Annotated in this window: 23 protein-coding genes; 12 read left to right on the plus strand and 11 right to left on the minus strand. The window is 69.1% G+C overall.

From position 1 onward, the window contains the following. Window position 1 precedes the first annotated feature (1 nt). From ACFV9G_RS05295 to ACFV9G_RS05320, 6 genes are all read left to right on the plus strand, one after another. Entirely contained in the window at window positions 2-643 is a 642-nt protein-coding gene (locus ACFV9G_RS05295) for a PadR family transcriptional regulator (protein WP_378725521.1), read from the plus strand. Between the two features lie 150 nt (window positions 644-793). Continuing rightward, on the plus strand, window positions 794-1,804 hold the full coding sequence (locus ACFV9G_RS05300) for an ATP-binding cassette domain-containing protein (RefSeq protein WP_378725523.1): 1,011 nt from the start codon (window positions 794-796) through the stop codon (window positions 1,802-1,804). Continuing rightward, window positions 1,804-2,586 (plus strand): ABC transporter permease, encoded by a 783-nt coding sequence (locus ACFV9G_RS05305; protein ID WP_378725525.1) that lies wholly within the window; start codon window positions 1,804-1,806, stop codon window positions 2,584-2,586. Before ACFV9G_RS05300 ends, ACFV9G_RS05305 begins: the two co-directional genes overlap by 1 nt. Before the next feature lie 116 nt (window positions 2,587-2,702). Continuing rightward, on the plus strand, window positions 2,703-3,377 hold the full coding sequence (locus tag ACFV9G_RS05310) for a response regulator transcription factor (protein WP_091044290.1): 675 nt from the start codon (window positions 2,703-2,705) through the stop codon (window positions 3,375-3,377). Next, window positions 3,374-4,795 (plus strand): sensor histidine kinase, encoded by a 1,422-nt coding sequence (locus ACFV9G_RS05315; RefSeq protein ID WP_378725527.1) that lies wholly within the window; start codon window positions 3,374-3,376, stop codon window positions 4,793-4,795. The genes ACFV9G_RS05310 and ACFV9G_RS05315 overlap by 4 nt, the downstream gene beginning before the upstream one ends. Before the next feature lie 11 nt (window positions 4,796-4,806). Then, entirely contained in the window at window positions 4,807-5,343 is a 537-nt protein-coding gene (locus ACFV9G_RS05320) for a hypothetical protein (protein ID WP_378725529.1), read from the plus strand. Between the two features lie 112 nt (window positions 5,344-5,455). Here ACFV9G_RS05320 and zwf read toward each other — a convergent pair whose 3' ends face one another. The 4 genes from zwf to ACFV9G_RS05340 all read right to left on the minus strand — a co-directional run bounded on the left by zwf (window position 5,456) and on the right by ACFV9G_RS05340 (window position 10,761). Beyond that, a complete protein-coding gene (gene zwf / locus ACFV9G_RS05325) occupies window positions 5,456-6,913 on the minus strand; it encodes a glucose-6-phosphate dehydrogenase (RefSeq protein ID WP_160025843.1) in 1,458 nt (485 codons plus the stop codon). 88 nt (window positions 6,914-7,001) lie between these two features. After that, complete coding sequence (locus ACFV9G_RS05330) at window positions 7,002-8,252, minus strand: anthranilate synthase component I family protein (RefSeq protein ID WP_378725531.1); 1,251 nt, start codon at window positions 8,250-8,252, stop codon at window positions 7,002-7,004. Beyond that, complete coding sequence (locus ACFV9G_RS05335) at window positions 8,249-8,824, minus strand: anthranilate synthase component II (protein ID WP_378725533.1); 576 nt, start codon at window positions 8,822-8,824, stop codon at window positions 8,249-8,251. The genes ACFV9G_RS05330 and ACFV9G_RS05335 overlap by 4 nt, the downstream gene beginning before the upstream one ends. Then, window positions 8,821-10,761 carry an anthranilate synthase family protein gene (locus ACFV9G_RS05340; protein WP_378725535.1) on the minus strand — a complete coding sequence of 647 codons (1,941 nt, stop codon included), beginning with the start codon at window positions 10,759-10,761 and terminating at the stop codon, window positions 8,821-8,823. The genes ACFV9G_RS05335 and ACFV9G_RS05340 overlap by 4 nt, the downstream gene beginning before the upstream one ends. Window positions 10,762-10,862: 101 nt before the next feature. On the opposite strand from ACFV9G_RS05340, the gene ACFV9G_RS05345 reads away from it, so the two are divergent. From ACFV9G_RS05345 to ACFV9G_RS05355, 3 genes are read left to right on the plus strand one after another with little or no spacing between them, the layout of a single operon-like run. After that, window positions 10,863-11,363: a SigE family RNA polymerase sigma factor gene (locus ACFV9G_RS05345; RefSeq protein ID WP_378725537.1), complete on the plus strand. Its 501-nt coding sequence runs from the start codon at window positions 10,863-10,865 to the stop codon at window positions 11,361-11,363. After that, window positions 11,360-11,977, plus strand: coding sequence for a hypothetical protein (locus ACFV9G_RS05350; RefSeq protein ID WP_378725539.1), 618 nt, complete (start codon window positions 11,360-11,362; stop codon window positions 11,975-11,977). The genes ACFV9G_RS05345 and ACFV9G_RS05350 overlap by 4 nt, the downstream gene beginning before the upstream one ends. 40 nt (window positions 11,978-12,017) lie before the next feature. Beyond that, entirely contained in the window at window positions 12,018-12,662 is a 645-nt protein-coding gene (locus tag ACFV9G_RS05355) for a hypothetical protein (protein WP_378725541.1), read from the plus strand. Window positions 12,663-12,749: 87 nt separating this feature from the next. On the opposite strand, the gene ACFV9G_RS05360 is transcribed toward ACFV9G_RS05355, so the two are convergent. From ACFV9G_RS05360 to ACFV9G_RS05375, 4 genes are all read right to left on the minus strand, one after another. Further along, window positions 12,750-14,939, minus strand: coding sequence for a HelD family protein (locus tag ACFV9G_RS05360; protein ID WP_378725543.1), 2,190 nt, complete (start codon window positions 14,937-14,939; stop codon window positions 12,750-12,752). Between the two features lie 108 nt (window positions 14,940-15,047). Next, window positions 15,048-16,370 carry a hypothetical protein gene (locus ACFV9G_RS05365; RefSeq protein ID WP_378725545.1) on the minus strand — a complete coding sequence of 441 codons (1,323 nt, stop codon included), beginning with the start codon at window positions 16,368-16,370 and terminating at the stop codon, window positions 15,048-15,050. Next, window positions 16,370-16,897, minus strand: coding sequence for a SigE family RNA polymerase sigma factor (locus ACFV9G_RS05370; RefSeq protein WP_378725546.1), 528 nt, complete (start codon window positions 16,895-16,897; stop codon window positions 16,370-16,372). Before ACFV9G_RS05370 ends, ACFV9G_RS05365 begins: the two co-directional genes overlap by 1 nt. Before the next feature lie 60 nt (window positions 16,898-16,957). Next, window positions 16,958-17,725: an enoyl-CoA hydratase family protein gene (locus ACFV9G_RS05375; RefSeq protein ID WP_378725548.1), complete on the minus strand. Its 768-nt coding sequence runs from the start codon at window positions 17,723-17,725 to the stop codon at window positions 16,958-16,960. A gap of 19 nt (window positions 17,726-17,744) precedes the next feature. On the opposite strand from ACFV9G_RS05375, the gene ACFV9G_RS05380 reads away from it, so the two are divergent. Then, window positions 17,745-18,326, plus strand: a complete 582-nt coding sequence (locus ACFV9G_RS05380; RefSeq protein WP_378725550.1) for a protein-L-isoaspartate O-methyltransferase — start codon at window positions 17,745-17,747, stop codon at window positions 18,324-18,326. On the opposite strand, the gene ACFV9G_RS05385 is transcribed toward ACFV9G_RS05380, so the two are convergent. Further along, window positions 18,323-19,456, minus strand: coding sequence for a YihY/virulence factor BrkB family protein (locus ACFV9G_RS05385; protein ID WP_378725552.1), 1,134 nt, complete (start codon window positions 19,454-19,456; stop codon window positions 18,323-18,325). The two genes, ACFV9G_RS05380 and ACFV9G_RS05385, sit on opposite strands and share 4 nt — an antisense overlap. A 96-nt stretch (window positions 19,457-19,552) precedes the next feature. Here ACFV9G_RS05385 and ACFV9G_RS05390 point away from each other — a divergent pair, with 96 nt between their 5' ends. Both ACFV9G_RS05390 and ACFV9G_RS05395 read left to right on the plus strand, forming a co-directional pair. After that, window positions 19,553-20,170, plus strand: a complete 618-nt coding sequence (locus tag ACFV9G_RS05390; RefSeq protein WP_378725554.1) for an RDD family protein — start codon at window positions 19,553-19,555, stop codon at window positions 20,168-20,170. Between the two features lie 55 nt (window positions 20,171-20,225). Then, the gene (locus tag ACFV9G_RS05395; protein WP_378725556.1) at window positions 20,226-20,921 is read left to right on the plus strand and encodes an RDD family protein; all 696 of its coding nucleotides are present in this window, start codon (window positions 20,226-20,228) and stop codon (window positions 20,919-20,921) included. Window positions 20,922-20,988: 67 nt separating this feature from the next. Here the strand turns inward: ACFV9G_RS05395 and ACFV9G_RS05400 are convergent, their stop codons facing one another. Further along, the gene (locus tag ACFV9G_RS05400) at window positions 20,989-22,158 is read right to left on the minus strand and encodes an acyl-CoA dehydrogenase family protein (RefSeq protein ID WP_378725558.1); all 1,170 of its coding nucleotides are present in this window, start codon (window positions 22,156-22,158) and stop codon (window positions 20,989-20,991) included. Continuing rightward, window positions 22,155-24,056: an acetyl/propionyl/methylcrotonyl-CoA carboxylase subunit alpha gene (locus tag ACFV9G_RS05405; RefSeq protein ID WP_378725560.1), complete on the minus strand. Its 1,902-nt coding sequence runs from the start codon at window positions 24,054-24,056 to the stop codon at window positions 22,155-22,157. The genes ACFV9G_RS05400 and ACFV9G_RS05405 overlap by 4 nt, the downstream gene beginning before the upstream one ends. Between the last annotated feature and the right edge of the window lies 1 nt (window position 24,057).

A 24,057-nucleotide genomic window follows, 5' to 3' on the forward strand; every position in this document is an offset into this window, starting at 1 on the left:
TATGGCCGGAGACGACACACGGATGCTGCTGCTGGGAGCAGTGGCGCTGTTCGAGCCCGTCAACGGCTATCAGATCCGGCGCGAGCTGATGTCGTGGCAGGTCGACCAGTGGGCCAACATCAACCCGGGCTCGATCTACCACGCGCTGACCTCGCTGACCGAGAAGGGCCATCTGACCAGGCACGATCTGGTCGACAACGGTCGAACGGTCGCGGTCTACGAGATCAGCGCGAGCGGTCGCGTCGAGCTGGAGCGGCTGGTCACCCGCTCGCTGCAGGCCGTCGACGTCTACAACGGCGTCTCCTTCTACGCCGCGTTCTCGCTCGTGCCGCTGCTGGAGCGGCCGGCCGTGATCCAGCACCTGAGCGCCCGGCTGAAGACCCTGGAGCGCACGATCAAGGAGCTCGACGCCGCGGTCCGTGTGAACGCCCGCATGGTGCCGCCCCACACCGTTGCCGCGCTCCACCTCCAGCTCGACAAGCTCCGCTCCGAGCGGGCGTGGCTGGTGGAGGTCCTGGACGACGTACGCAGCGGCAAGCTCTTCTTCGCCGGCGACACTCCCGACTGGGCACCCGCCGCGGACGACCCGGGGTGGCAGATGGACGCGGACCGGAAGCGCTACCGGGAGATGCTGCGCGGCTGAGCCGTCGCGGGTCGCGCTCCAATTGGTTTGACAACCCGGGTTCAAAATTGAACACTCGCGGTATTCAATTTTGAACAACCGGGTAAAACCGGGTGATTGTTGTCGGTGGTCCGTGCTTGTCTGGGACTTGCACGCACAAGGGAGTGACACATGATTCACGCACGCGGCTTGAGGCACACCTTCGCCTCCGGCCATGGCAAGCAGAAGAGAGAAGTCGTCGCGGTCGACGGAGTCGACCTCGATGTCGAAGAGGGCGAGGTGGTCGGCTTCCTGGGCCCGAACGGCGCCGGAAAGACCACCACCCTGCGCATCCTCACCACCCTCCTCAAGCCCACGGCAGGCACCGCCACGGTGGCGGGCTTCGACGTGGCCAGGCAGTCCGTCGAGGTCAGGCGAAGCATCGGCTACTGCTCCCAGGTCGGATCGACCTTCTCGGGCGCCTACGCCGGCGACGAGGTCGTCGACCACGGAATGCTCTACGGGATGTCCAAGAAGGACGCCGTCGCCCACGGACAGGCGCTCTTCGAGAGGCTTCAGCTCGAGGGGCTGTGGCGCCGCAAGCCCCGCAACATGTCCGGCGGGCAGAAGCGCCGCCTCGACATCGCGATGGCGCTGATCCACGCCCCCAAGCTGGTCTTCCTCGACGAGCCGACAACGGGCCTCGACCCGCAGGCACGGGCCAACCTGTGGGACCACATCGCCTCGCTGCGTACCGACCACGGGGCGACGGTCTTCCTGACCACCCACTACCTCGACGAGGCCGACACCCTCGCCGATCGGGTCATCGTCATCGACCAGGGCCGCATCGTCGCCAACGACACCCCGGAGAACCTCAAGGCCGCCGTCTCCGGCGACCTGGTCTCCCTGGAGGTCGCCACCGACGAGCAGGTCGCGATCGCGCGCGACAAGCTCGGCTCGATCTCGGAGACCATCGAGGTCGACGAGCGACTGGTCAGCGGCCGGGTGCCGCGGGCCGGGAAGGCCGTCCCCGGGCTGCTGCGTGACCTGGAGGCCAACGGCGTCTCGCTGGAGTCGATCGAGGTCGCCCGTCCCACCCTGGACGACGTCTTCCTGACGCTGACCGGACGATCGCTGCGCGATGCCGACGCAGGTGCACCCGAGGCCGACGAGGCCGTTGAGCAGAATCTGGAGGCCAAATAATGACCGAGTTCCAGCAGCCTGTCCTCAAGTCCGGCTTCTTCCGGGAGTCGATGGTCGTCTTCAACCGGCAGCTGCGGATGAACCTCCGCAACCCGGCCTGGGTGCTGATCGGGGTGATGCAGCCGATCCTCTACCTGCTGCTCTTCGGCCCACTGCTCGAGCCGCTCATCGAGGAGCTCGGCGGCAACGCCTACAACTGGTTCGTCCCCGGCATGCTCGTCCAGCTCGGCATCTTCGGCGCGATGTTCGCCGGCTTCTCGCTGATCGGCGAGTGGCGCGAGGGCGTCATCGAGGCGGAACGGGTCACCCCGGCCTCGCGCGGTGCGCTGCTGTTCGGGCGTCTCTACCGCGACCTGCTGCAGATCCTGGTGCAGGCGATCATCCTGGTCGCCCTCGGCCTGGTGATGGGCATGGACTTCAGGCCGGTGGGGATCCTCGTCGGGATCGCGATCACCGTGATGATCGGTGGTGCCGGAGCCGCCGCCTCCAACGCGTTCGCGCTGCTCGTCAAGAGCGAGGACGTCATGGCGCCGGTGACCAACATGCTGCTGATGCCGATCCTGCTGCTGTCGGGCATCTTCCTGCCGATGAGCTTCGGTGCCGGGTGGCTCGAGGCGCTGGCCGACGTCATCCCGACCAAGCACATCGTCGACGCGGTGCGAGCCTCGTTCTTCGGTGACCTGGGGATGACCGACATCGGCTGGGGCCTGGGCTGGACCGTCGCCCTGTTCGGTCTCGCGGTCTGGTGGGGCATCTCCACCTTCCGCAAGGAGAACGCTTAGCAAAACGCCGGGGCCGTTCTCAGTAGCGACTCAGCGAGGGGTGGCAAGGTAGGAGTGTGAACAGCCCCGCCACCCCTCGTGATGGGTCCAGCGACAGCACCGGCGACAAGCCGCACGTGCTGGTCGTCGACGACGACAAGGCCGTGCGTGAGTCGCTGCGCCGGTCGTTGGAGTTCAACGGCTACGTGGTCGCCCTGGCCGGCGACGGCGCCGAGGCTCTTGCCGGCATCGCCAACCACGACCCCGACGTGGTCGTGATGGACGTGATGATGCCCCGCCTCGACGGCATCGAGGCCACCAAGGCGCTCCGAGCCGCCGGCAACGACGTACCGATCCTGGTGCTGACCGCGCGCGACGCCGTCGGTGACCGGGTCGACGGACTGGACGCAGGAGCCGACGACTACCTCACCAAGCCATTCGCGCTCGAGGAGCTACTTGCCCGGCTGCGCGCGCTGCTGCGCCGGGCGGCCCCGGTCGGGGAGGACGACGAGGAGACGCTGCACTTCGCCGACCTGTCCATGAACACCACCACCCGCGAGGTGACCCGGGGCGAGCGCGCCATCGAGCTCACCCGCACCGAGTTCACGCTCCTGGAGATGTTCCTGCGCCGGCCCCGCCGCGTACTCGATCGGTCGTTCATCCTCGAAGAGGTCTGGGGCTACGACTTCCCGACGACCGCCAACTCGCTCGAGGTCTACGTCGGCTACCTGCGCCGCAAGACCGAGGCCGAGGGTGAGACCCGGCTGATCCACACCGTACGCGGCATCGGCTACGTCCTGAAGGAGCCGTGAGCAGCGCCGTGACCACGCCGGCAACCAGCTCGCGCTACCGCGGCTCCCTGGCGGGCCGAGTCACCCTGCTGACGACCCTCGCGGTCGCCGGGTCGATCGCCCTGATCGCGGTCGGGCTCTACTTCGTCGTACGCATCCAGCTGCAGGCCAACATGGATGAGTCGCTGCTCAAGCGGGCCACCTCCGCCGCAGCCAACACCGCGTCGATCCAGGACGCGCGAACAGGCGCGGCCTTCCCCACCTGGGTGCTCAACGCAGGCGACATCCAGGTCGCCGAGGTCGACGACTCGCACAACTACTGGTCGCCGACGCTCGGCACGTTCCCGCGGCCCGGGGTGCCGGAGGAAGCGGTGGCCAAGCGGGAGGCCAAGCAGTCGGTCCGGACGGTCTCCACCAAGGTCGGCGTCTTCCGGGTCGTCACCGTCCCGATCCCCGACAGCAACTCGGCGCTGATGCTGGCGCAGTCGCTGGGGCCGCAGCAGGAGATGTACAAGCGGCTCGGGCTCGTCGTGCTCTTCTTCGGCGCCGCCGGTGTCGTCGCTGCAGCGTTCGCCGGGTGGGTGGTCGCGGCCGGCGGACTGCGTCCGGTGCGTCGGCTGACGGCATCGGTCGACCGGATCGCGACGACCGAGGACCTGACACCGCTCCCGGTCGAGGGCGACGACGAGATCGCCCGGCTGGCGACGTCGTTCAACCGGTTGCTCTCAGCGGTCTCGGCCTCCCAGGACCGGCAGCGGCAGCTGGTGGCGGACGCGTCGCACGAACTGCGTACGCCGCTGACCTCGCTCCGCACCAACGTCGAGCTCCTCACGCAGGCCGACGCCTCCATCTCGGGTGAGCAGCGGGCGGACCTGCTCGGGGACATCCGCGCCCAGATCGAGGAGCTCACCAACCTGATCGGAGATCTCGTCGAGCTGGCCCGCGACGCGCCGGCCGAGCCGACGCTGGAGACGGTGGACCTCTCCGAGGTGGTGGATCGGGCGATCTCCCGGGTGCGTCTGCGCGCACCCTCGGTGACCTTCACCGAGGAGATGGCGCCGTGGTGGGTCCTGGGCGACGCCAGCTCGTTGGAGCGTGCGGTCACCAACCTGCTCGACAACGCCGCCAAGTGGTCACCCGAGTCGGGCACGGTGCACGTCTCGCTCCACAACGGGGTGCTCAACGTCGACGACGAGGGTCCGGGCATCGCCGAGGACGACCTCCCCTACGTCTTCGACCGGTTCTACCGCTCTACCGAGGCCCGTTCGATGCCCGGTTCCGGGCTCGGGCTCGCTATCGTCCGGCAGGTCGCCGAGCGCACTGGCGGATCGGTCTCCGCAGCCCGTTCCCCGCACGGTGGCGCACGGATGACCATGCGACTGCCCGGCTCGACCTCTCCCCGGCCGACCGAAACGGCCACGACTGTGTTGAACGATTGAGGGTTGAACTCTTGAAGTACGCCGTCCTCGCGCCCGCTCTGCTGGCGCTGCTCTCCCTCGCTGCCTGCGGAGCCGAGGAGCCCGCCGATCCGGCGGCCTCCGCCTCCGCGTCGGCCTCGGGGGATGCGTCCAAGGAGACGTTCAACCCGTGCGACGGGCTCGACATCACCCCCGTCGAGAAGGCCCTCGGCGCCCAGCTCCGCGTCGAGAAGGGCACCTCGGCGGCACCCCGCTGCGCATTGCTTCCCGAGGAGTCGGGCGGGACCGCGTACGAACTGAACTACCTGCCCTTCGACGGCACCCTCGCGGAAGCGTGGAAGACCATGGACGTGAAGTCCGGGGACGTCAGCGAGCCCGAGGTCAAGGGCGCCGAGGACGCCCGGCTGGTCAAGCAGCAGGGCGTCAACTCGTACGCCGTCACCGGCTTCGTCCAGAACGGCACCCTGATCCAGAGCTTCAACTCCGTCGACCTGGAGCCCTACGACGGCGACGCCATGGACCGCGCCGCCCAAGCCCTCCTCGAGCAGCTGAGCGCCAACGCCCCGTAGCCGAGGCGTCAGCCCCGTCGGCCGAGGCGTCACGCGCGTCGGTCGAGATGGCGTACGCATGCCAACTCGGCCGACCGGAGCGACGCTTCGGCCGACGCTGGCGACTTCTCGGCTAGTGCTTCTTCGTCTCGCGCCAGGAGCGCTCGAAGGGGAGGCGCCAGGCGTGGGGGGCGATCAGCTGGTGGATCGAGTTGGGGCCCCAGGAGCCGGGGGCGTAGAGGCGCACGGGCGGAGGGTTGTCGAGCAGCGGCTGGGAGATCTCCCAGAGCGTCTCGATGCCCTCGGCGGTGGTGAAGAGCGTGTGGTCGCCACGCATGGCGTCGTGGATGAGGCGTTCGTACGCCTCGAGGACGCCCGTCGAGGAGCTCGTCTCCTGGGTGGCGAACTGCATGGAGAGCTTCTCCAGCTTCATGCCGGGCCCGGGGCGCTTGCCGTAGAACGACAGCGACATCTTCGACTGGTCGGCGAGGTCGAAGGTGAGGTGGTCGGGGCCCTGGGTGCCGGCGCCGGAGTTGGCCGGGAACATCGTCAGCGGCGGCTCCTTGAACGCGATCGAGATGATCCGCGCACCCTCGGCCAGCTTCTTCCCGGTGCGCAGGAAGAACGGCACGCCCGCCCATCGCCAGTTGTCGATGATCACCTTCATCGCGATGAAGGTCTCGGTGTCGGAGTCGTCGGCGACCTCGTTCTTGCCGCGGTAGCCGGAGTATTGACCACGCACCACGTTGCGCGGGTCCAGCGGCCGGATCGACCGGAAGACCTTGTTCTTCTCCTCGCCGATCGGATCGGGGGCCAGCGAGGTCGGCGGCTCCATCGCCATGAACGCCAGCACCTGCATCAGGTGGGTCACGACCATGTCGCGGTAGGCGCCGGTGCTCTCGTAGAACGCGGTGCGTCCCTCCAGGCCCAGCGTCTCGGGGATGTCGATCTGGACATGGTCGATGAAGTTGCGGTTCCAGATCGGCTCGAAGAGTCCGTTGGCGAAGCGGAAGGCCAGGATGTTCTGCGCGGCCTCCTTGCCGAGAAAGTGGTCGATCCGGAAGATCTGCTCCTCGGAGAAGACCTCGTGGATCTTCGCGTTGAGCTCCTTGGCCGACTCGAGGTCGGTGCCGAAGGGCTTCTCCATGATGATCCGAGCGCGCTCGACGAGGTCGGCCTCCTCGAGCTGACGGATCACGTCCTGAGCGGCCTTCGGCGGCACGCTGAGGTAGTGGAGGCGGCGCACGTCGCTGCCGAGCCCCTGGAGCTTCTTCTCGGCGAGCTTCACCGCGTCGGCGAGCGCGTGCGGACCCTCCTTGGTCGAGACGTAGGAGAGCATCCCCCCGAACGCCGCCCAGCGCTCGTCGGTGATGTCGCCCTTGCCGAACTCCTCGCACGCCTCGCGAGCGAACTCGATGAACTGCTCGTCGGAGAGATCCTCCAGCGAGGTGCCGACGATCTGGGCATCCGTCATCAGCCCGGCCTCGTTGAGTCTGAGCAGGCCAGGAAGGAGTTTGCGGCGCGCCAGATCACCCGTCGCACCGAAGAGCACGATCACATGTGGCAGGGCTTTGTCATCGATGGTCGCCATGATGAGTCCACGGTAGTCCTCGTTTTATGAACGATCCAATAGACAACGGCCGCCGTCTCAACGTGTCGCCGTCTTTTCACCCGTTTGATCATCTGCCGAGGGAAGCGCGCACCCGATCGGCCTTCAAGCGTGCCTCTGCGGCCTCCTCGGCGACGTCGGATCTGACCGTGATCCCGCCGCCCGTGCCGATCTGCCAGGTGTGGGTGTCGTGGGTCGTCAGCGTGCGGATGATGACGCCGAGATCGGCCGGCCCGTCGCCGGAGATCCAGCCGAAAGCACCTGCGTACGCCGCCCTCGGGCCACCCAGCTCGCGCTCGGCGCGCTCGATGACATCCATCGTGCGCAGCTTGGGCGCACCGGTCATCGACCCGGCGGGGAAGAGCCTGCGCAGCGCCTCGATCGTGGTGATCTCTTCGCTGAGCCGGCCCCTGACGGTCGTGACCAGCTGGTGCACGGTCTCGTAGGACTCCACCTGCATCAGCCCCGGCACCTCCACCGTCCCCGGCTCGCAGACCATCGCCAGGTCGTTGCGGAGCAGGTCGGTGATCATCAGGTTCTCGCTGCGGAGCTTCGGATCGGTCCGCAGCAGCTCCGCGTTGGCGGCATCCTCCTGCGCGGTGGCGCCACGTGGGGTCGTGCCCTTGATCGGCCTCGTCTCGATCGTGCGGTCCTCGTCGATGAGCGCATATCGCTCGGGGCTCGAGCTCAGCAGCCACGCTCGATGGTTCGCGACGTCGTGCTGGAGGAACCCTGCGTACGGCGCGGGGTTGATGCTCCGGAGCCGCAGATAGGTCTCCACCGGGTCGGCCTCGGCGTGGACCGTGGTGCGGTAGGTCAGGTTGGCCTCGTAGGTGTCGCCGGCCCGGAGTGCCTCCTGGACCTCGTCGAAGGCGGCGGCGTAGGCGGAGCGTCGGGGTAGTCCGGTAGCGAACTGCCTATTACTGGCGGGTATATGGGCAGTTCGCTCCCGGACTACCCCGACATGGTCGAACAGCCGCACATGCGAAGGCCGCATCCAGACAGCGTCAGGTACGTCCGCCGACGGGGTCGCGGGGAGGTCCGCGCGGCAGGCGTAGCCGAGGTAGCCGAACCACTGCTCCCCTGGGCCGACCTCGCTTTCCAGGACCTGCCAGATGTCGTCGCCGACCACCGCGGACCGGCCGCCGGCGTGACGTAGCACCTCGCGGCGCGCGGCAGAGTAGGTCAGCGAGACGTCGTCGTCCTCCAGCCAGCCGATCAGGGACCGGGTGCCCGACCACTCGCGGGCGCCGCCACCGTCGAGCCAGACGCAGCGGGGGTGGGCGGCGGCGACCTCGGCGAAGAGGTCCTCGACGCTCATCGTGGCTCCGGTCGACCCAAGAAGTTCGCGACCATCGCCGCCCCGTGCTGGGAGAGCACCGACTCGGGGTGGAACTGGACGCCCTCGAGCGGCAGCTCACGATGACGTACCCCCATCACGACCCCGTCCTCGGAACGGGCCGTCACCTCCAGGACATCGGGGATCGAGACGGCCGCGAGCGAGTGGTAGCGGACCGCCTCGAGCGGCGACGGGATGCCCGCGAAGACTCCCCGCGCGTCGTGCGTCACCTGGGCGACCTCTCCGTGTGCCGGCTCGATCCGGTCGACGACGCCGCCGTAGGCGGTCACCAGCCCTTGCATGCCCAGGCAGACCCCGAGGACGGGCCGCCCCGCGTCCAGGAGTACGTCCCGCCCGACCGCGAAGTCCGCCGGGTCGGCAGGGTGGCCGGGCCCGGGCGAGAGCACCACGTGGGTGTAGCCGGCGAGGTCACCGAGCTTCACCTCGTCGTGCTCCACCACGTCCGGAAGGACCCCGCTGACCTGCGCGATCATGTGGACGAGGCTCCACACGTAGGAGTCGTGGTGATCGACCACCACCACCCGCGCGCTCATTGTGCGAGCAGGTCGCTGACGACGTCGTGGATGAGGTCGTAGCCGCGCTCGGTGAGGACCGACTCCGCGTGGAACTGGATGCCGGCGTAGTGGGGCCCGGAGATGGCGTGGATGTCACCCGTCTCGGGATCGGCGTCCACCGACACCCCCGTTGGCAGCTCGGTGGATCCCACCCGGCCGACGAAGGTGTTGTAGAAGCCGACCCGCTCGCGGCGCGGCCGCCCACCGAACCCGAGACCGACGCGGGTCTGGGTGCCCTGGAAGACGATGTCCTTGTAGTGCAGCCCGATCCCGAGCTGGTGACACAGCGCCTGGTGGCCGAGGCAGACCGCCAGGAACGGCTGCTCGGTCTCGAGCAGCGACGCGACGGCCGCACGCAGCTTGGCCATCTTCGGGTCGGAACCGTCGCGCGGGTCGCCCGGCCCGGGCCCGACGATCACCAGATCAGCACCCTCGAAGGCACCATCGGCGTAGTCCTCGTGCCGGACCACCGACGAGGTCATCCCGAGCACCCGCAGGACGTGGCGCAGCATGCGTACGAAGTCGTCTTCGCCGTCCAGGATCACCGCGTGCTTGCCGGCGAGGTGGGCCGAGGGCTCCTCGTCGGCCTGGTCGGTGAGCCAGAACGACGACAGCCGGCGGTTGCGGGCGGCCAGGGTCAGCAGCAGGTCCTCGTCGTTGACCAGCTCGGACACATCCTGCGCCAAAGCAGGCGCGGCCGGCACCAGCCCGAAGGCGGACAGGATCCCGCCGGCCTTGGCGTGCGTCTCCGCGACCTCGTAGACGGGGTCGGAGTCGCGCACCAGGGTCGCTCCGGCACTCACCTTGAGCTCGCCGCTCAGCGACACGTCGGCGGTGCGGATCACGATCGGGCTGTCCACCGTCGGCGCGCCGGACTCGTCACGACCGAGCAGCGCGAGGGCGGCGCCGTAGTAGCCACGGCCCTCCGGCTCGTACTTCTTGATCAGGCGGCACGCGTTCTCGACCGGCGAGCCGGTGACCGTGGCGGCGTACATCGTGTCGCGCAGGATCTCGCGCGGGTCGCGGGCCGAGCGACCGGCGAGGAGGTATTCGGTGTGGATCAGCCGCGACATCGGCTTCAGGAACGGCCCGAGCACCTGGCCGCCCTGGTCGCAGATGTCGCACATCATCTTGAGCTCCTCGTCGACCACCATGAAGAGCTCGTAGACCTCCTTCTGATCCGTCAGGAAGTCGGTCAGCTGCCCCTTGAGGTCGTGGGCGATCTTCTCCGGCGTTCCCTCGAGATCGCGCGGCAGCCGGAACGTGCCGGAGATCGGGTTCATCCGGACGTCGCCGCCGTGGACGCTCACGTGTCGCTCCGGCGAGGCGCCGATGAGGTAGCGGTCGCCGGTGAAGAAGCAGTAGGTCCAGTACGCCCCGCGCTCGCGCTCGAGGAGACGACGCAGGATCGTGAGCGCGCGCTCGTGGTTCCAGTCGGAGAGCTGGGCCCGGTAGTGGCGGCCGATCACGAAGTTGGCGCCCTCGCCCTGGCCGATCTCGTCCTCGATGACGGTCTTGACCAGGTCGGCATAGGTGTCGTCGTCGACGTCGAACCCGCCGCGGTCCACGAACTCCACGGGGACGTCGGGAAGCGCCTCGATCACCTCGGCGACGGAGAACTCCCACTCGCGCTCCACGTCGACGACGACCAGCGGGGTGCGGTCGTCGTGGGCCTCGAAGCCCCGCTCGCTGACCTGCCGGAACGGCACCGCGAGCAGTCGGTCGGCCACCTTCCCCGGCTCCGGGGTGCCCTCCTCGAGAGGTACGTCGAGCAGCGACTCGACCACCGATCGCGTGCCCGCCAGCATGCCGACCGTGTCGCGATCACCCGCCCGCGAAGAGCGCCGGATGATCGCCCACGCCTCGTGCCCCGTGATCTCCTGGATCGCGGTCTGGGCAGGGCTGTTGGTCGTCATGGGATGAGCCTAATCCGCAGGATCGCGCGTGACCCATTCGATTCGGATGGTGAAAGCGGCGCCCGTGCAACCCCGCGACGCCCCTGAACCGTTGACAGTGCGTGAGACGTTTCCAAGACGCCGAATTCGAGGCCTTCGTACGCCGCCACCGCGCGCCGCTCGTCGGCACTGCCCGGCTGCTGACCGCCGGCGACGCCCACCTGGCCGAAGACCTGGTCCAGACAACGCTGGTCAAGGTCTATCTGGCCTGGGGACGAGCGTCGCAGCAGCCCGCTGCGTACGCTCGCCGGACCCTGGTCAACTGCTTGATCGACCACCGCAGGCGCCCGTTCTTCCGGCGGGAGCAGGGCGCGGTCTCGCTGCCCGAGGCTCCGGTCGAGGACCCGGCGATGGTCGATCCCGAGCTGGTCGCCGCGCTGGCCGAGCTCCCACCGCGGCAGCGCGCCGCCGTCGTGCTCCGGCACGTCCACGACCTCTCGGTCGACGAGGTCGCCGACGCGCTCAGCTGCTCGACCGGAACCGTGAAGTCCCAGACCGCTCGCGGCCTGGACAAGCTCCGGGCGCTGCTCACCCCCACCCAACTGACAGGAGACTCCCGATGAACGACGTGATCGACCGCCTCGCCCGCCTGACCCCGTCCCCGGCCGCCCCGACCGAGGATGCCGCCGCCGACCTCCGCCGCGGCCACCAGGCGCTCTCCCGGCGCCGGATCAAGCGCGGCGCTCTCGGCGCGGCCACCCTGACCCTCGCCGTCGGCGGCGCGTTCGGCGGGATCGCCCTGACCTCCGACAACGGGGGCACGCCGACGGTCCAGGCTGCCGACAACGTACGCCTCGTCGACTACAACGGGACCCAGATGCCCGGCTACACCGTGGCGAAGGTGCCCGAGGGGTTCGTGCTGCAAGGATCCGACCACTACGTCCTCGCCGTCGCCCGCCCCGACGACAAGTCGTCCATCAGCGACTTCCAGGACAAGATCGTGGTCACCCTCGAATCGGCCTCGTCGCCCGCCGAGGGCGGCAGCGACACCACCGTCAACGGCCAGCCCGCGACCCTCGTCACCACCCCCGACGGCGCCACGATGCTCAAGTACGCCTACCGCGACCTCACCGTCGTCATCCAGATGTGGAACACCATCCACCTCACCGACGAGCAGCTCGTCGAGTTCGCCGAGGGCGTCGAGGTCACCGCCGACGCCAAGCCCTCCGTCGGCTGACCCTGCTCCCGACGCCCACCCGCGCCGCTAGGCTTCGCGGGTGGGCGTCAACGATCTGAACAACGACGACTTCGAACGGCTCTACGGCCCCTGGGCGACGCACACGCCGACTGACGTGGCCGCCCTCTTCGAGGGCTATCCCGGCACCTGGTGGATCGCGGGCGGTTGGGCGATCGAGGCGTTCACCGGCGTCGGGCGCGACCACGAGGACACCGACACCTGTGTGCTCCGCAGTGAGCTCGCCGCGCTGCGCAAGCATCTGGCGGAGCGCTTCGACGTTTGGGCGGCCGGCACCACGGCGCTGCGTCCGCTGCTCCCGGACGACGATCCCGACGGCGCCGCGGACGATGTCCTTTGGGAGACCGAGGGTCAGGTCTGGACGCGGCGGAGCGCTCATGATCCGTGGGAGTATGACCTGCTGCTCAACCCTGGCACCGCCGATGAGTGGGTCTACCGGCGGGACGAGTCAATCCGGATGCCGATGTCCGAGGCGGTCTGGGAGCGCGACGGGATCCTCTACCTCCAGCCCGAGATCCAGCTCCTCTACAAGGCCCCGGGGCTCCGCTCGAAGGATCAGCTCGACTTCGACAACACGCTGCCGCTGCTCGATGACCGACGCCGACGCTGGCTGCATCGCGTGCTCGAGCAGACCTTGCCCGGCCACCGCTGGACCGTGGCCCTCTAGTCACACCCGCCATAGCCGAGTCGGCGCGTTACCGCGGACCCTGCCGAGTCGGCGCGTTATGACGCGCCGGCTCGGCGGGATTCTGCGTCAGGAGACGGTGGTCAGCAGCTGGGTGGCGCGGGTGAGGACGACGTAGAGGGTGGCGCGGCCGGTGGCCGACTCGCGTTCGATCTCGTCGGGGCTGACCACGATGATGCCGTCGAACTCGAGGCCCTTGGTGTCCAGGCCGGTGAGGACGACGATGCGGTCCTCACCGGAGGGCACCGAGGTGGGATCGGCGGCGGAGGCAGCAGCCGAGGGAGCGTCGGCTGCGAACTCCGACCAGGACGCCAGCCATGAGTTGACCTCGGAGCGGCGCGCGACCGGGACCACGATGCCGACGGTCCCTCCGACCTGCGACGCGATCTCGCCGACTGCCTCCCGGGTGGCCTTCTCCAGGTCGGCCGCGTGCTCGATGACCTGCGGCTCGACGCCGGTGGAGCGGACCGCGGTGGGCAGGTCGGCGTCGAGCCCGACCCGCTCGGCGTAGGCGGCGGCGAAGCCGTAGATCTCGGCAGAGTTGCGGTAGTTCGTGGACAGGTGGAACGCGTGTACCGGCTTGCCCTCGAGCGCCTTGGCCCGGACGGCCTCGGCCTCCTCCGCCACCGGCCACGAGGACTGGGCGGGGTCGCCGACGATGGTCCAGGAGGCCGTACGTCCCCGGCGACCGACCATCCGCCACTGCATCGGGGTGAGGTCCTGGGCCTCGTCGATGAGGATGTGGGCGAACGGGTCGTCGTCGATCCGGTAGGTCGGCGGGCGCCAGCCCCGGCCCGAGGAGAACTCGCGGTCGGAGGCGGTCATCAGCTCGGCGATGTCGATGCCGCTCTGGTCGGCGTCCCGCTCGTCGGCGACCTGCTCGGGGATGTCACCGATCGCGTAGCGGAGCTCGTCGAGCAGCGGGATGTCCTCGATCGCCAGGTCGGCATCGGTCAGGCCACGACCGGCCCACGACTTGAGGAGCAGCTGCTGCTCGTCGTGGGTCAGGATCCCCTCGGAGACACGGGCGAGGAACTCGGGCTCACGGAGCCAGCCGAGCACCTCGCGCGCCTCCAGCGCCGGCCACCAGGTGGCGGCGAACTCGAGGAAGGCCGGGTTGTCGAGCATCTCGTCGTTGAAGACCTCGCGGCCTCGCTCGCGGCCGCGCTCGCCGCGTACCTGACGCCAGAGGATGTCGAGAAGCAGCTGAGGTACGCGGCGCAGCTGCTGGTTGCGCCGACCCTGACCCATCAGCTGGCGCCGCAGGTCACCGAGGCGCTTGCCGTCCAGCCGCAGCGAGTCGTCGCGGTAGAAGACCTTGAACTCGCGCGGGGAGCCGGGCGCCTGCTGGCGCGAGGCACGGCGCAGCACCTCGGCCATCCGGACCGAGCCCTTCACATCGGCGACGGCGGGGTCGTTGTGCCACGTCGCGCGTACGCCGTCCACGACCTCACCCAGCGAACGCAGCGCCACCGCGGTCTCACCGAGGCTCGGCAGGACGCGTTCGATGTAGCGCATGAAGACGCCCGACGGCCCCACGATGAGCACGCCACCGGACTCGTAGCGGCGACGTTCGGTGTAGAGCAGGTAGGCGGCCCGGTGGAGAGCGACCACGGTCTTGCCCACGCCCGGACCGCCGGAGATGGTCGTGACACCCTTGCCGGGCGCGCGGATGGCCTTGTCCTGCTCGGCCTGGATGGTCGCGACGATGGAGTGCATCGTGCGGTCCCGGGCGCGGCTGAGCTGGGCGATCAGCGCGCCCTCTCCGACGATCGGCAGGTCGGCGCCGGAGCTCTCCAGCGCGTCGGCGTCGAGCAGCTCGTCCTCGACACCGATCACGCTCTGTCCCTCGGAGCGGAGCACCCGCCGCCGGATCACCGACCTCGGCTCGACCGCGGTGGCCTGGTAGAACACCGCTGCCGCCGGCGCCCGCCAGTCGATCAGCAGCGAGTCACGCTCGGCGTCGCGCAGGCCGATGCGGCCGACGTAGCGCGGCTCCGGGTCGACCGACGGGTCGAGGTCGAGGCGGCCGAAGACGAGCCCCTCGTGAGCGGCATCGAGCTGCGCGATCCGTCGCGCCGCCTGGAAGGCGAACGCGTCGCGCTCGACCAGACCACCCTCATGCCCCAGGGCCCCACGTTCGCGGCCCTCGTTGGCCAACTCCTGCGCAGCGCGCGCCGACTCCCCCAGCTGGAGGTAGACACGATCTACGAACCCCTGCTCCTGAGCGATCTCGCGCTCAGCCAGCTTGTCGTTCAACTGGATGTTCCCCCGTCACAAAGATCCACACCCGCCGTGCGCCCCCCATGGCGCACGGCAAGGAGGTAACTCTACCCCCGACGTGGTGTTATGCGGGCACGGGTGCCATCAGTCGACCGGGCGGTAGACCACCACGGCTCCTTCGAAGGGCTTCTGCTCTTTGGCACTCGTCCCCAGTTCGTCCTTGGTCGTCTCGAGAGCGACGTTGTAGGTGTCGTACGCCGGCAGATGGCTGCCTACCGTGTAGCCGCACCCGCCGGTGTTGTCCGACGAGGTGAAAGGGTCGGTACCCCGGTCCAGGTTCCGCGACGTCACGCGGACCGTGACCGACCAGCCACAGGTCAGGTATCCGACCAGCGCGGGTCGGCGCCCGGTGCTCACCATCGTCGAGAACGTACGAGTCTTCGAGATCGGCACGACCCGGTCCACCTGCCAGCGGCGACCGTCCTGCTCGGTGATCCGGTCAGTCTTCATGGCCCCGAGGTCGACCTGCTCACCGACCTCGTAGACGGCGACCCCGAGGTGCACGGCGACGTCCTCAGGCGGATTGGTCGATCCGTCCTGGCGCTCGGCGACCAGCGTGACCGTGTGTCGGCCCCGGGACAGCTGTCGCTGCAACATCTGGCTGATCGCCAGGTCGGGCGCCGACAGGTCGACCGACTCGTCGCTGCAGTTGCCGCGGCCGATCTCCTTGCCGTCGATCCGATACCCGAACTCGAAAGCGCCGGCGGGGTCCTGACAGAGAGGCGCAATCGCGATCGGCCGACCGCTCGCCCTGAACGAGTAGCGGACCAGGGTGTCGTCCGGATCGCCGAACTCCCCACCGAGAAGCGTCGCGCCCCCATAGGTCGTCGGAAACAGCCGACCTGCACGACTGACTCCGTCGCCGACCACCAACCCGGTCCTCTCGTAGAGGCCCAGCGACACCTTCCCACCGTCGGGCGCATCGGTCACCTCCACGCTGATGCGACCGCGGTCGTGATAGGGAATCGGATACAGCGCGGATCGCTCCTCGCCTCTGATCCGCAGCACCGGTTCGTCGTTGATGTAGACCGTCGCGGTGCCGGTCTCCAGGCCCGTCGCGCGTGCGGCGACCGCCCAATGGCCGTCGTCGCTCGGCGCAGCCACCTTGATCTGATCCCGATCCGCACCGACCTCGAGCACCTCGGTCTCGGCCAGGTCGTAGGTGAAGTGCAGGGCCGTCACCTCGCCGGGCAGCCCAGCGACGGGTGGGCGTCCGAGGCCCGGGAGCAGTGCCACCAGGCCGGCCCCCGCGATCACTGCGGCAGCGACAGCGGCGACAACCCCTCGCCGCAGCGTACGAACCTTACGAATCCGTCGATGGACGGAACCGCTGCGAACGGCCGCCGAATCACCGGCCCGGTCCGCATGGGTCGCCAGCGTCGTACGGAGATCCTCGATGGAGTTCATCAGTTCTCCTCCTGGGCCGGAGCGAGGGCAGGGTCGATGCGGAGCTTGGCGAGGGCCTTGGAGGTCTGGGACTTGATGGTGCCGACCGAGCAGCCCAGGATCTCGGCCGTCTGGACCTCGGTGAGGTCCTCGAAGTAGCGGAGCACGACGACGGCACGCTGCCGCCGGGGCAACCTCCCGAGCGCCGTCCACAGGTCGTGGGCGCCCTCCTCGGGGTGGTCGACGGAGCTCTCGACCAACTCCAGGACGGGCTGCTCGCCGTTCCACTTCCGTCGCCACCACGAGGTGTAGGTGTTGACGAAGATCCTGCGGACGTACGCCTCGTGGCTCTCGATCTTTGCCCAGGTGAACCACGCCTTGGTCAGCGCAGTCTGCAGCAGGTCCTCGGCGAGCGCGTGGTCACGCGTGAGGAGATAGGCGGTACGCAGCAGCGCACCCGACCGCGCGGCCACGAAGTCGTCGAAATCGACCGCCGCGACGCTCACCTCACGCTCGCGCCTGGTCGGCGCGATGGCATCCGTCGTCATGTCCACCCTGACCGTGTGGGTGGCCAGAATGGTTGCCCCACGCTGTTCTTGTTTCTTGGGCTACTTCTTGCGAGACAGGAAGGCGGTCATCGCCTCGCGGGCCTCGTCGGAGCCGAAGAGGCGGGCGGAGAGGGCGGCCATCTCCTCACCGCCGGCGTCGATGTGCTCGACCAAGCCGCGGACCATGAGGCGTTTGGTCTCGCGCAGGCCCTGGGGGGAGCCCTCGAGGAGCGAGGAGGTGATGGCGGAGACCTCGTCGTCGAGCGACTCGGCCGGGACGGCGGCGGTCAGGATGCCGATCCGGGCGGCCTCGGCGGCGTCGAACTTGTCGCCGGTGAGGAAGTAGCGGGAGGCGGCGCGGGCGTCGATCCGGGGCAGGATCGAGAGGGAGATCGCGGCGGGAGCCAGACCCAGCCGGACCTCGGTGAGCGCGAAGGAGACGGTGTCGGCGGCGATCGCGATGTCGGCGGCGGCGACGAGCCCGAGGCCGCCGGCGCGCACGGGGCCCTGGACCTTCGCCACGACGGGCTTGGTCAGGGCGACGATGGTGCGCTGGAGACGTACGATCCCGCGGGTGCCCTCCTCCATCGGCACTGTCGCAGCCTCGGAGAGGTCGGCGCCGGAGCAGAAGACGGTGCCGGTCGCCTGGAGCACGACCGCCTTGACCGAGGCGTCCTTGTCGGACGCGTGCAGCGCCTCGAACAGCTCGGTGACCAGCTGGCGGGAGAGCGCATTGCGGTTGGCCGGGGAGTCGAGGGTGATGGTGGCGACACCGTCGGCGACGTCGAGGTGAACGAGCTCGGCGGGGGTTTCGGGCGACTCAGTCATGGGGCAGACCTTACGGTGCTTGACTGGACGTGTGGACCCGGTCCTCTATGCATTTTCCGCCATCCCCCGGGAGGGCTTCCTGCCTCCCGGGGAACGCGACTTCGCGGGCTTCGACGAGCCGCTTCCGATCGGCCACGGGCAGACCAACTCGCAGCCTCGAACCGTGGCCGACATGCTGCGACTTCTCCAGGTGGAACCGGGCGACAAGGTGCTCGACGTCGGCTCCGGGTCGGGCTGGACCACCGCCCTGCTCGCCCACCTGACCGGTCCCGAGGGCAGTGTCATCGGGGTCGAGCTGGAGCCGTCCCTGGTCAGGTTCGGCCGCCGGAACCTGGCCGCGACCGCCCAGCCGTGGGCCCGCATCGAGAAGGCGAAGCCCGGGGTCCTGGGGTGGCCGCGGCAGGCTGCGTACGACCGCATCCTCGTCTCCGCCGAGGCCGATGCGCTGCCGAACGAGCTGATGGACCAGCTGGCCACGCCCGGTCGGATGGTGGTCCCGGTCGCCGGCCTGATGATGCTGGTCGAACGGAACGAGACCGGCACGGCGCGGCTCAGCAGCCACGGCTGGTATCGCTTCGTGCCGCTGCGCAGGAAGCCCTAAGGAGTACGCCGCGTCGGCTCGTCGTCGTCGGGATGCGGCAGCGCGCGCAGCTGGCCCGGCGGCACCGGGGGCGGCGGCTTGGTCGGCGGCAGGGGTTGGCTGAACTCGTCGCGGCGACGGATCTGCCGAGCGGTCTTGCGGAGCCAGGAGGGGTCCATGACGATCTCGTGGCTGTTGCCGTCGGGCCCGTCGAAGGTGACCGCGACCGTCTCGAAACCCTTGTGGCGCTGCATCAGGGCATAGCTCGCGTAGGCGCGGCGGTCGGCCTCGGTCAGCTCGACGTCGTCGGTGAAGAGGGTCAGCAGCGCGCGCGGCCACAGGTGACGGGAGTAGACGACGTTGACCTCGATCGAGATCACCACCATCAGCGCCGCGATATAGAGGAACGCGACCAGACCGAGGACCAGCGCGAAGGTCTGGTTCATGCCACGGGTGGCGGCGAGCACATGCTGGACGAACTCCGCGCCGAAGTACTGCAGCACCTGCCACAGCAGCGCGAACGTGAACGCCCCCGGGAGGGCGTGCCCGAGCGCGTGGTCGCGCGTGGTCGCCATCCGGAAGACGACGCAGAGCATGCCGGTGACAATCACGACGGTGCCGAGGATCACCAGCCAGTAGCCGACGTCGACCGCCTTGAACCCGAGGAAGTCGGTGCGGCTCAGCACCAGCGACAACGCGGTCACCGAGAGGATGGCCAGACCGCCGGCGGCGAGCATGAGCAGCGCCCGCACCCTCAGCAGGATCGGGTTGGGACGGCTGTTGCGCGGCACGGACCAGGCGGTGTTGACCGCGTTCTGCAACGAGAGGCCGAGGCCGAGCGCACCGTAGAGGGCCGTGATACCACCGATGATGATCGCCCCGGTCGAGCCGGTGAGCTCCTTGCGGCCGAGCTGGTCGCCGATGATCGGGAACTGCGCCAGCGCCGTGTCGAGCACCGCCTCCTGCAGGGTCGGGTTGCCCTCGAGCACGAAACCGAGGATCGAGGAGGCGAGCAGCAGGAGCGGGAAGACGGCCACGAAGGCGTAGTAGGTGATGATCGCGGCGAGGTTGTTGCCCTGGTCGTCCCAGAACTTGTACATCACAGCCAGCGGGAACGCGACCGGCGGGAACCGGCGCTGAGCCCGATCCATTGCCGTCGCCGCTCCAGCCATAAGGGTCAGGCTAACCCCTGTGCGACCCGATAGATTGAACCTCGGTCAGGTCAGCAGGCCAGCACACTCGAGGAGATGACCCACCAGATGTCCAACTTCGGCCCGCCCCCGGGGCCGCCGCCAGGCGCACCGCAGGACCCCGCTCGTGGACCGCAGCCGCAGGCCCCACCCTGGGCACAGCAGGCGTACGTCCCCTCCGGCCCGCCGCTCGCGCCCTGGGTTCAGCGCTTCGCCAGTGGTCTCGTGGACGCCGTGCTGCTGGTGCCGTTCTATCTCGTCGCCAGTGTGGGCGGCGGCCTGGCTCGTGAGTCCGGCATCATCGTCACCGGGCTCGGGGTCCTGGCCATCGTGGCGGGATGGTTCGGCTTCCTCGCCTTCGCGATCTGGAACCAGGTGATCCGGCAGGGCCGCACCGGGCACACGATCGGCAAGGGTCTACTTCGCATCAAGCTCGTCGGGAAGGACCCCGGTGCGACAGCCGGCGTTCCACTGACGCTGTTCCGGCAGGCCTTGAACGCGATCGGCTGGGTGCTGATCTTCCTCACGTACTACGCAGGCTTCGCCTTCCTGTTCTTCGGCGCCGCCATCTGCCTCGTCAACTACATGTGGCCCCTGTGGGACAAGCGGAGGCAGACGCTCGCCGACAAGCTCGTCGGGACCCTCGTCGTCGTGGAGCCGCGGTCGCAGACCTGACGGTCTCAGGCGTGTGCGCTGACATTTGCGTTCCGATGTGGCCATACTCGGCCCCATGTCTAACTACGGCCCGCCTCCTGGCGCCCCGCAGGACCCCTCCGGCCAGCCCCTGCCGCCGACTCCGCCGCCGGCGCCGGCCTACGGTCAGCCCAGCGCTCCGCCGCCTCCGCCCGCGCCCGGCTACGGCGCCGCCCCCGCCGCTCCGACCGGCTACGGGGCCGCCCCGGCCGGCTACGGCTATGGCGCCCCGACCCCGCCGTACGCCTCCTGGGGTGCACGTGCGGGTGCCTTCATCATCGACGGGCTCGTCGGCGCGGTGGCCATGATCCCGTTCTGGATCGGCTACGGCCTGCTCATCGGCGGAGCCGCCGCGGGTGGTGTCTCGGAGTATGACCCGAACACCGGCATGTACACGTCCGCCGGCGAGCCCAACGGGGCCCTCATGGCCATCGGCGGGCTCCTCATGTTCATCGGCTTCCTCGTGTCTCTCGCCTTCCTGTACTGGAACTACGGCCTGAAGCAGGGCAAGACGGGCTACTCGATCGGCAAGGGCGTCCTCGGCATCAAGGTCGTCAAGGAGGCCGACGGCCAGGTCCTCGGCACCTGGTTCTCGATCGGGCGCTTCTTCGTTCACTACCTCGACCAGCTCGCCTGCTACATCGGCTACCTGTGGCCGCTGTGGGACGACAAGCGCCAGACCTTCGCCGACAAGATCCTCAGCACGATCGTGATCATCGAGCCGAAGAAGTAGAGGCAGACGTACGCATCAGGGCCGGTCGCTCACGCGACCGGCCCTGTTTCTGTTCTCTGGTGCGGGATCAGTAGGACTTCGGGAGCCCCAGGGTGTGCATGGCGATGTAGTTGAGGATCATCTCCCGGCTGACCGGGGCGATCCGGCCGAGACGGGCGGCGACGAGCTGGTTGGCCAGGCCGTACTCGACCGTGAGGCCGTTGCCGCCGTGGGTGTGGACCGCGGCATCGGTGGCGTTGCAGGCGACCTCGCCGGCTGCGTACTTGGCCATGTTGGCGTACTCGCCCGCCCCCGCGTCGTCACCGGCGTCGTAGAGTGCGGCGGCCTTCTGCCACAGCAGGCGAGCCTGCTCCAGCTCGATCTTGACCTTCGCGAGCGGGTGCGCGATGCCCTGGTGGGAGCCGATCGGGGCGTCCTTCCAGACCGAGCGGTCCGCGGCATACGCCACTGCCTTTCCGAGCGCGTAGCGGGCCATGCCGCAGGAGAGAGCCGCGCCCATGATCCGCTCGGGGTTGAGGCCGGCGAAGAGCTGCCAGATGCCGCCGTCCTCGTCGCCGACGAGGGCGTCTGCCGGGAGGCGTACGTCGTCGATGAAGAGGGTGAACTGCTTCTCCGGCGCCTCCCAGGCCATCGGGATGACCTGCTTGGTGAAGCCCTCGGAGTCGGTCGGGACCACGAAGAGGGCCGGCTTGAGCTTGCCCGTCTTGGCGTCCTCGGTCCGGGCCACGATGAGGACCGAGTCGGCCTCGTCGACGCCGGAGATGAAGGTCTTCTGGCCGCTCAGCACCCAGCTGTCGCCGTCCTGCTTGGCCGTGGTGGTGATCTTGTGGGAGTTGGAGCCGGCGTCGGCCTCGGTGATCCCGAAGGCCATCAGCAGGCTCCCGTCGGCGATGGCGGGAAGCCAGCGCTTCTTCTGCTCCTCGGTCCCGCAGCGGCCGATGATCGAGCCGCAGATCGCGGGGCTGACGACCATCATCAGCAGCGGGGCGCCGGCGGTCGCGGCCTCCTCGAGCACCGCGGCCAGGTCGCCCATGCCACCGCCACCGCCGCCGTACTCCTCGTCGATGTTGACGCCGAGGAACCCGTGGCGGCCCATCTCGAGCCACATCTCGGTCATCTTGCCGCCCTCGCGGGCCTGCTTGGCGACGAAGTCGTGACCGTACTTCCCGGCCAGCTTCGCCACCGCCTCACGCAGCGCGGTCCGCTCCTCGGGCTCACTGAATGCTGTTGCGGTCATGCTGTCTCCTCCTCGACGACGGCCAGCACCTCGCCGGCGGCGACCTGGGTTCCTGGTGTGACGTTGATCTGGGTGAGTACGCCGTCGGTCGGCGCGGTCACGGTGTGCTGCATCTTCATCGCCTCCAGAACCAGCAGCGGCTGGCCCTCTTCGACACTGTCTCCCGCCTCGGCGAGCACGCTGACGACCGACCCCGGCATCGGCGCCAGCAGGCTCCCGGGCTGGGCCTGGGTGGCCGGGTCGGTGAACCTCGGGCGCCTCCTCAGCGCGGTGTGACCGAACGAGGAGTCGATATCGACCTGATCGCCCTCGATCGAGACCGCGTACGTCGTGCGCAGCCCGTCCTTCTCGAGCACAACCCGCTCTTGACCTGCGTCGATGATCTCGAAGCCGTCGACTCGATAGCCGTCGCGGGTGCCGTACCACTCGGCGACGAGACCGTCCTCGGACCCGTCCTCGAAGACCGTCCGCTGCGGCTGGTTGGTGACGTTGCGCCAGGCGACCGGGATCCCGGGCCGGCGGGTCCGCTCAGCCAGGGCGATCGCGGCGGCCACCGGGGCACCGGGGTCGTCGACCGTTGAAAGAAAAGCTTCTTTCGCGAGCAGGGCGGTGGTGACCTCGCCGCTCCGGAACGAGTCCGAGCCGAGGATCCCGACCAGCTGCTCCCGGTTGGTCACCAACCCGTGGATCCTGGCCGTACGCAGCACCGAGACCAGGCGCCGGATCGCGGCGTCACGGGTGGGCGCGTGCACGATCACCTTCGCCAGCATCGCGTCGTAGAACGTGCTGACCTCGGAACCCGACGTGTAGCCCGCGTCGATCCGGGCATCGCCGGCGAACTCCAGCGCCGTCAACGTCCCGGACTGCGGCTGATAGTCCGCGGACGGGTCCTCGGCGTAGAGCCGCACCTCGATCGCATGCCCATCAACCCCGCTGGTTGAGCCGCGAGAGAGCGTGTCGAAACCCACACCTCCACCTTCCGCGACAGCGATCTGCAGCTCCACCAGATCGACCCCGTGGACCAGCTCGGTCACCGGGTGCTCGACCTGCAGGCGCGTGTTCATCTCCAGGAACCAGAACCGCTCAGTGGCCGCGTCGTAGAGGAACTCGACGGTCCCCGCGCCGCGGTAGTCGATCGCCGCGGCAGCGTTCCGGGCGGCCTCGTGCAGCGCCTCTCGGACCGCGTCGGGCAGCAGCGGGGCCGGGGACTCCTCGACGACCTTCTGGTGGCGACGCTGCACCGAGCAGTCGCGCTCGCCGAAGACGGCGACGTTGCCGGCGCCGTCGCCGACGACCTGGACTTCGACGTGGCGGCCGGCCTCGACGTACGGCTCGACGAAGACGGTTCCGTCCCCGAAGGCGGACGCGGCCTCGGCCTCGGCCTTGGCGATCTCGGCGCCGAGAGCGTCGAGCGAGCGAACGATCCGCATCCCGCGCCCGCCGCCGCCCGCGGAGGCCTTGACCAGCAGCGGGAGGTCGGACTCGACGGGCGAAGCCGGCGCCTCCAGGACCGGGACCCCGGCAGCGGCCATGATCTTCTTGGCCTCGATCTTGGAGCCCATCTGCTCGATCGACTCCGGCGCCGGCCCGATCCAGACCAGACCGGCCGCCTCGACGGCGCGCGCGAAGTCGGCGTTCTCCGACAGGAACCCGTAGCCCGGATGGATCGCGTCGGCACCGGCCACCTTCGCCGCCTCGATGATGAGGTCGGCGCGGAGATAGGTCTCGGCAGGGGCGTTGCCGGGGAGGCGTACGGCATGGTCCGCCTCCGCCACGAACGGCAGGTCCGCGTCGGCGTCGGAGTGCACCGCGACGGTCTCGATCCCGAGCTTGCGGGCGGTGCGGAAGACGCGCGAGGCGATCTCGGCGCGGTTGGCGACCAGAATTCGGTTGATCATG

It is taken from the genome of Nocardioides sp. NPDC059952, from assembly GCF_042730435.1.
GTDB lineage: Bacteria > Actinomycetota > Actinomycetes > Propionibacteriales > Nocardioidaceae > Nocardioides.

Coding starts and splice junctions, on each gene's coding strand:
- ACFV9G_RS05375 (WP_378725548.1), bottom strand. CDS start 17,725: ATGACTGAGTCGCCCGAAACCCCCGCCGAGCTCGTTCACCTCGACGTC.
- ACFV9G_RS05390 (WP_378725554.1), top strand. CDS start 19,553: ATGACCCACCAGATGTCCAACTTCGGCCCGCCCCCGGGGCCGCCGCCA.
- ACFV9G_RS05400 (WP_378725558.1), bottom strand. CDS start 22,158: ATGACCGCAACAGCATTCAGTGAGCCCGAGGAGCGGACCGCGCTGCGT.
- ACFV9G_RS05405 (WP_378725560.1), bottom strand. CDS start 24,056: ATGATCAACCGAATTCTGGTCGCCAACCGCGCCGAGATCGCCTCGCGC.
- ACFV9G_RS05365 (WP_378725545.1), bottom strand. CDS start 16,370: ATGAACTCCATCGAGGATCTCCGTACGACGCTGGCGACCCATGCGGAC.
- ACFV9G_RS05385 (WP_378725552.1), bottom strand. CDS start 19,456: ATGGATCGGGCTCAGCGCCGGTTCCCGCCGGTCGCGTTCCCGCTGGCT.
- ACFV9G_RS05335 (WP_378725533.1), bottom strand. CDS start 8,824: ATGAGCGCGCGGGTGGTGGTGGTCGATCACCACGACTCCTACGTGTGG.
- ACFV9G_RS05340 (WP_378725535.1), bottom strand. CDS start 10,761: ATGACGACCAACAGCCCTGCCCAGACCGCGATCCAGGAGATCACGGGG.
- ACFV9G_RS05395 (WP_378725556.1), top strand. CDS start 20,226: ATGTCTAACTACGGCCCGCCTCCTGGCGCCCCGCAGGACCCCTCCGGC.
- zwf (WP_160025843.1), bottom strand. CDS start 6,913: ATGGCGACCATCGATGACAAAGCCCTGCCACATGTGATCGTGCTCTTC.
- ACFV9G_RS05350 (WP_378725539.1), top strand. CDS start 11,360: ATGAACGACGTGATCGACCGCCTCGCCCGCCTGACCCCGTCCCCGGCC.
- ACFV9G_RS05295 (WP_378725521.1), top strand. CDS start 2: ATGGCCGGAGACGACACACGGATGCTGCTGCTGGGAGCAGTGGCGCTG.
- ACFV9G_RS05370 (WP_378725546.1), bottom strand. CDS start 16,897: ATGACGACGGATGCCATCGCGCCGACCAGGCGCGAGCGTGAGGTGAGC.
- ACFV9G_RS05330 (WP_378725531.1), bottom strand. CDS start 8,252: ATGAGCGTCGAGGACCTCTTCGCCGAGGTCGCCGCCGCCCACCCCCGC.
- ACFV9G_RS05300 (WP_378725523.1), top strand. CDS start 794: ATGATTCACGCACGCGGCTTGAGGCACACCTTCGCCTCCGGCCATGGC.
- ACFV9G_RS05305 (WP_378725525.1), top strand. CDS start 1,804: ATGACCGAGTTCCAGCAGCCTGTCCTCAAGTCCGGCTTCTTCCGGGAG.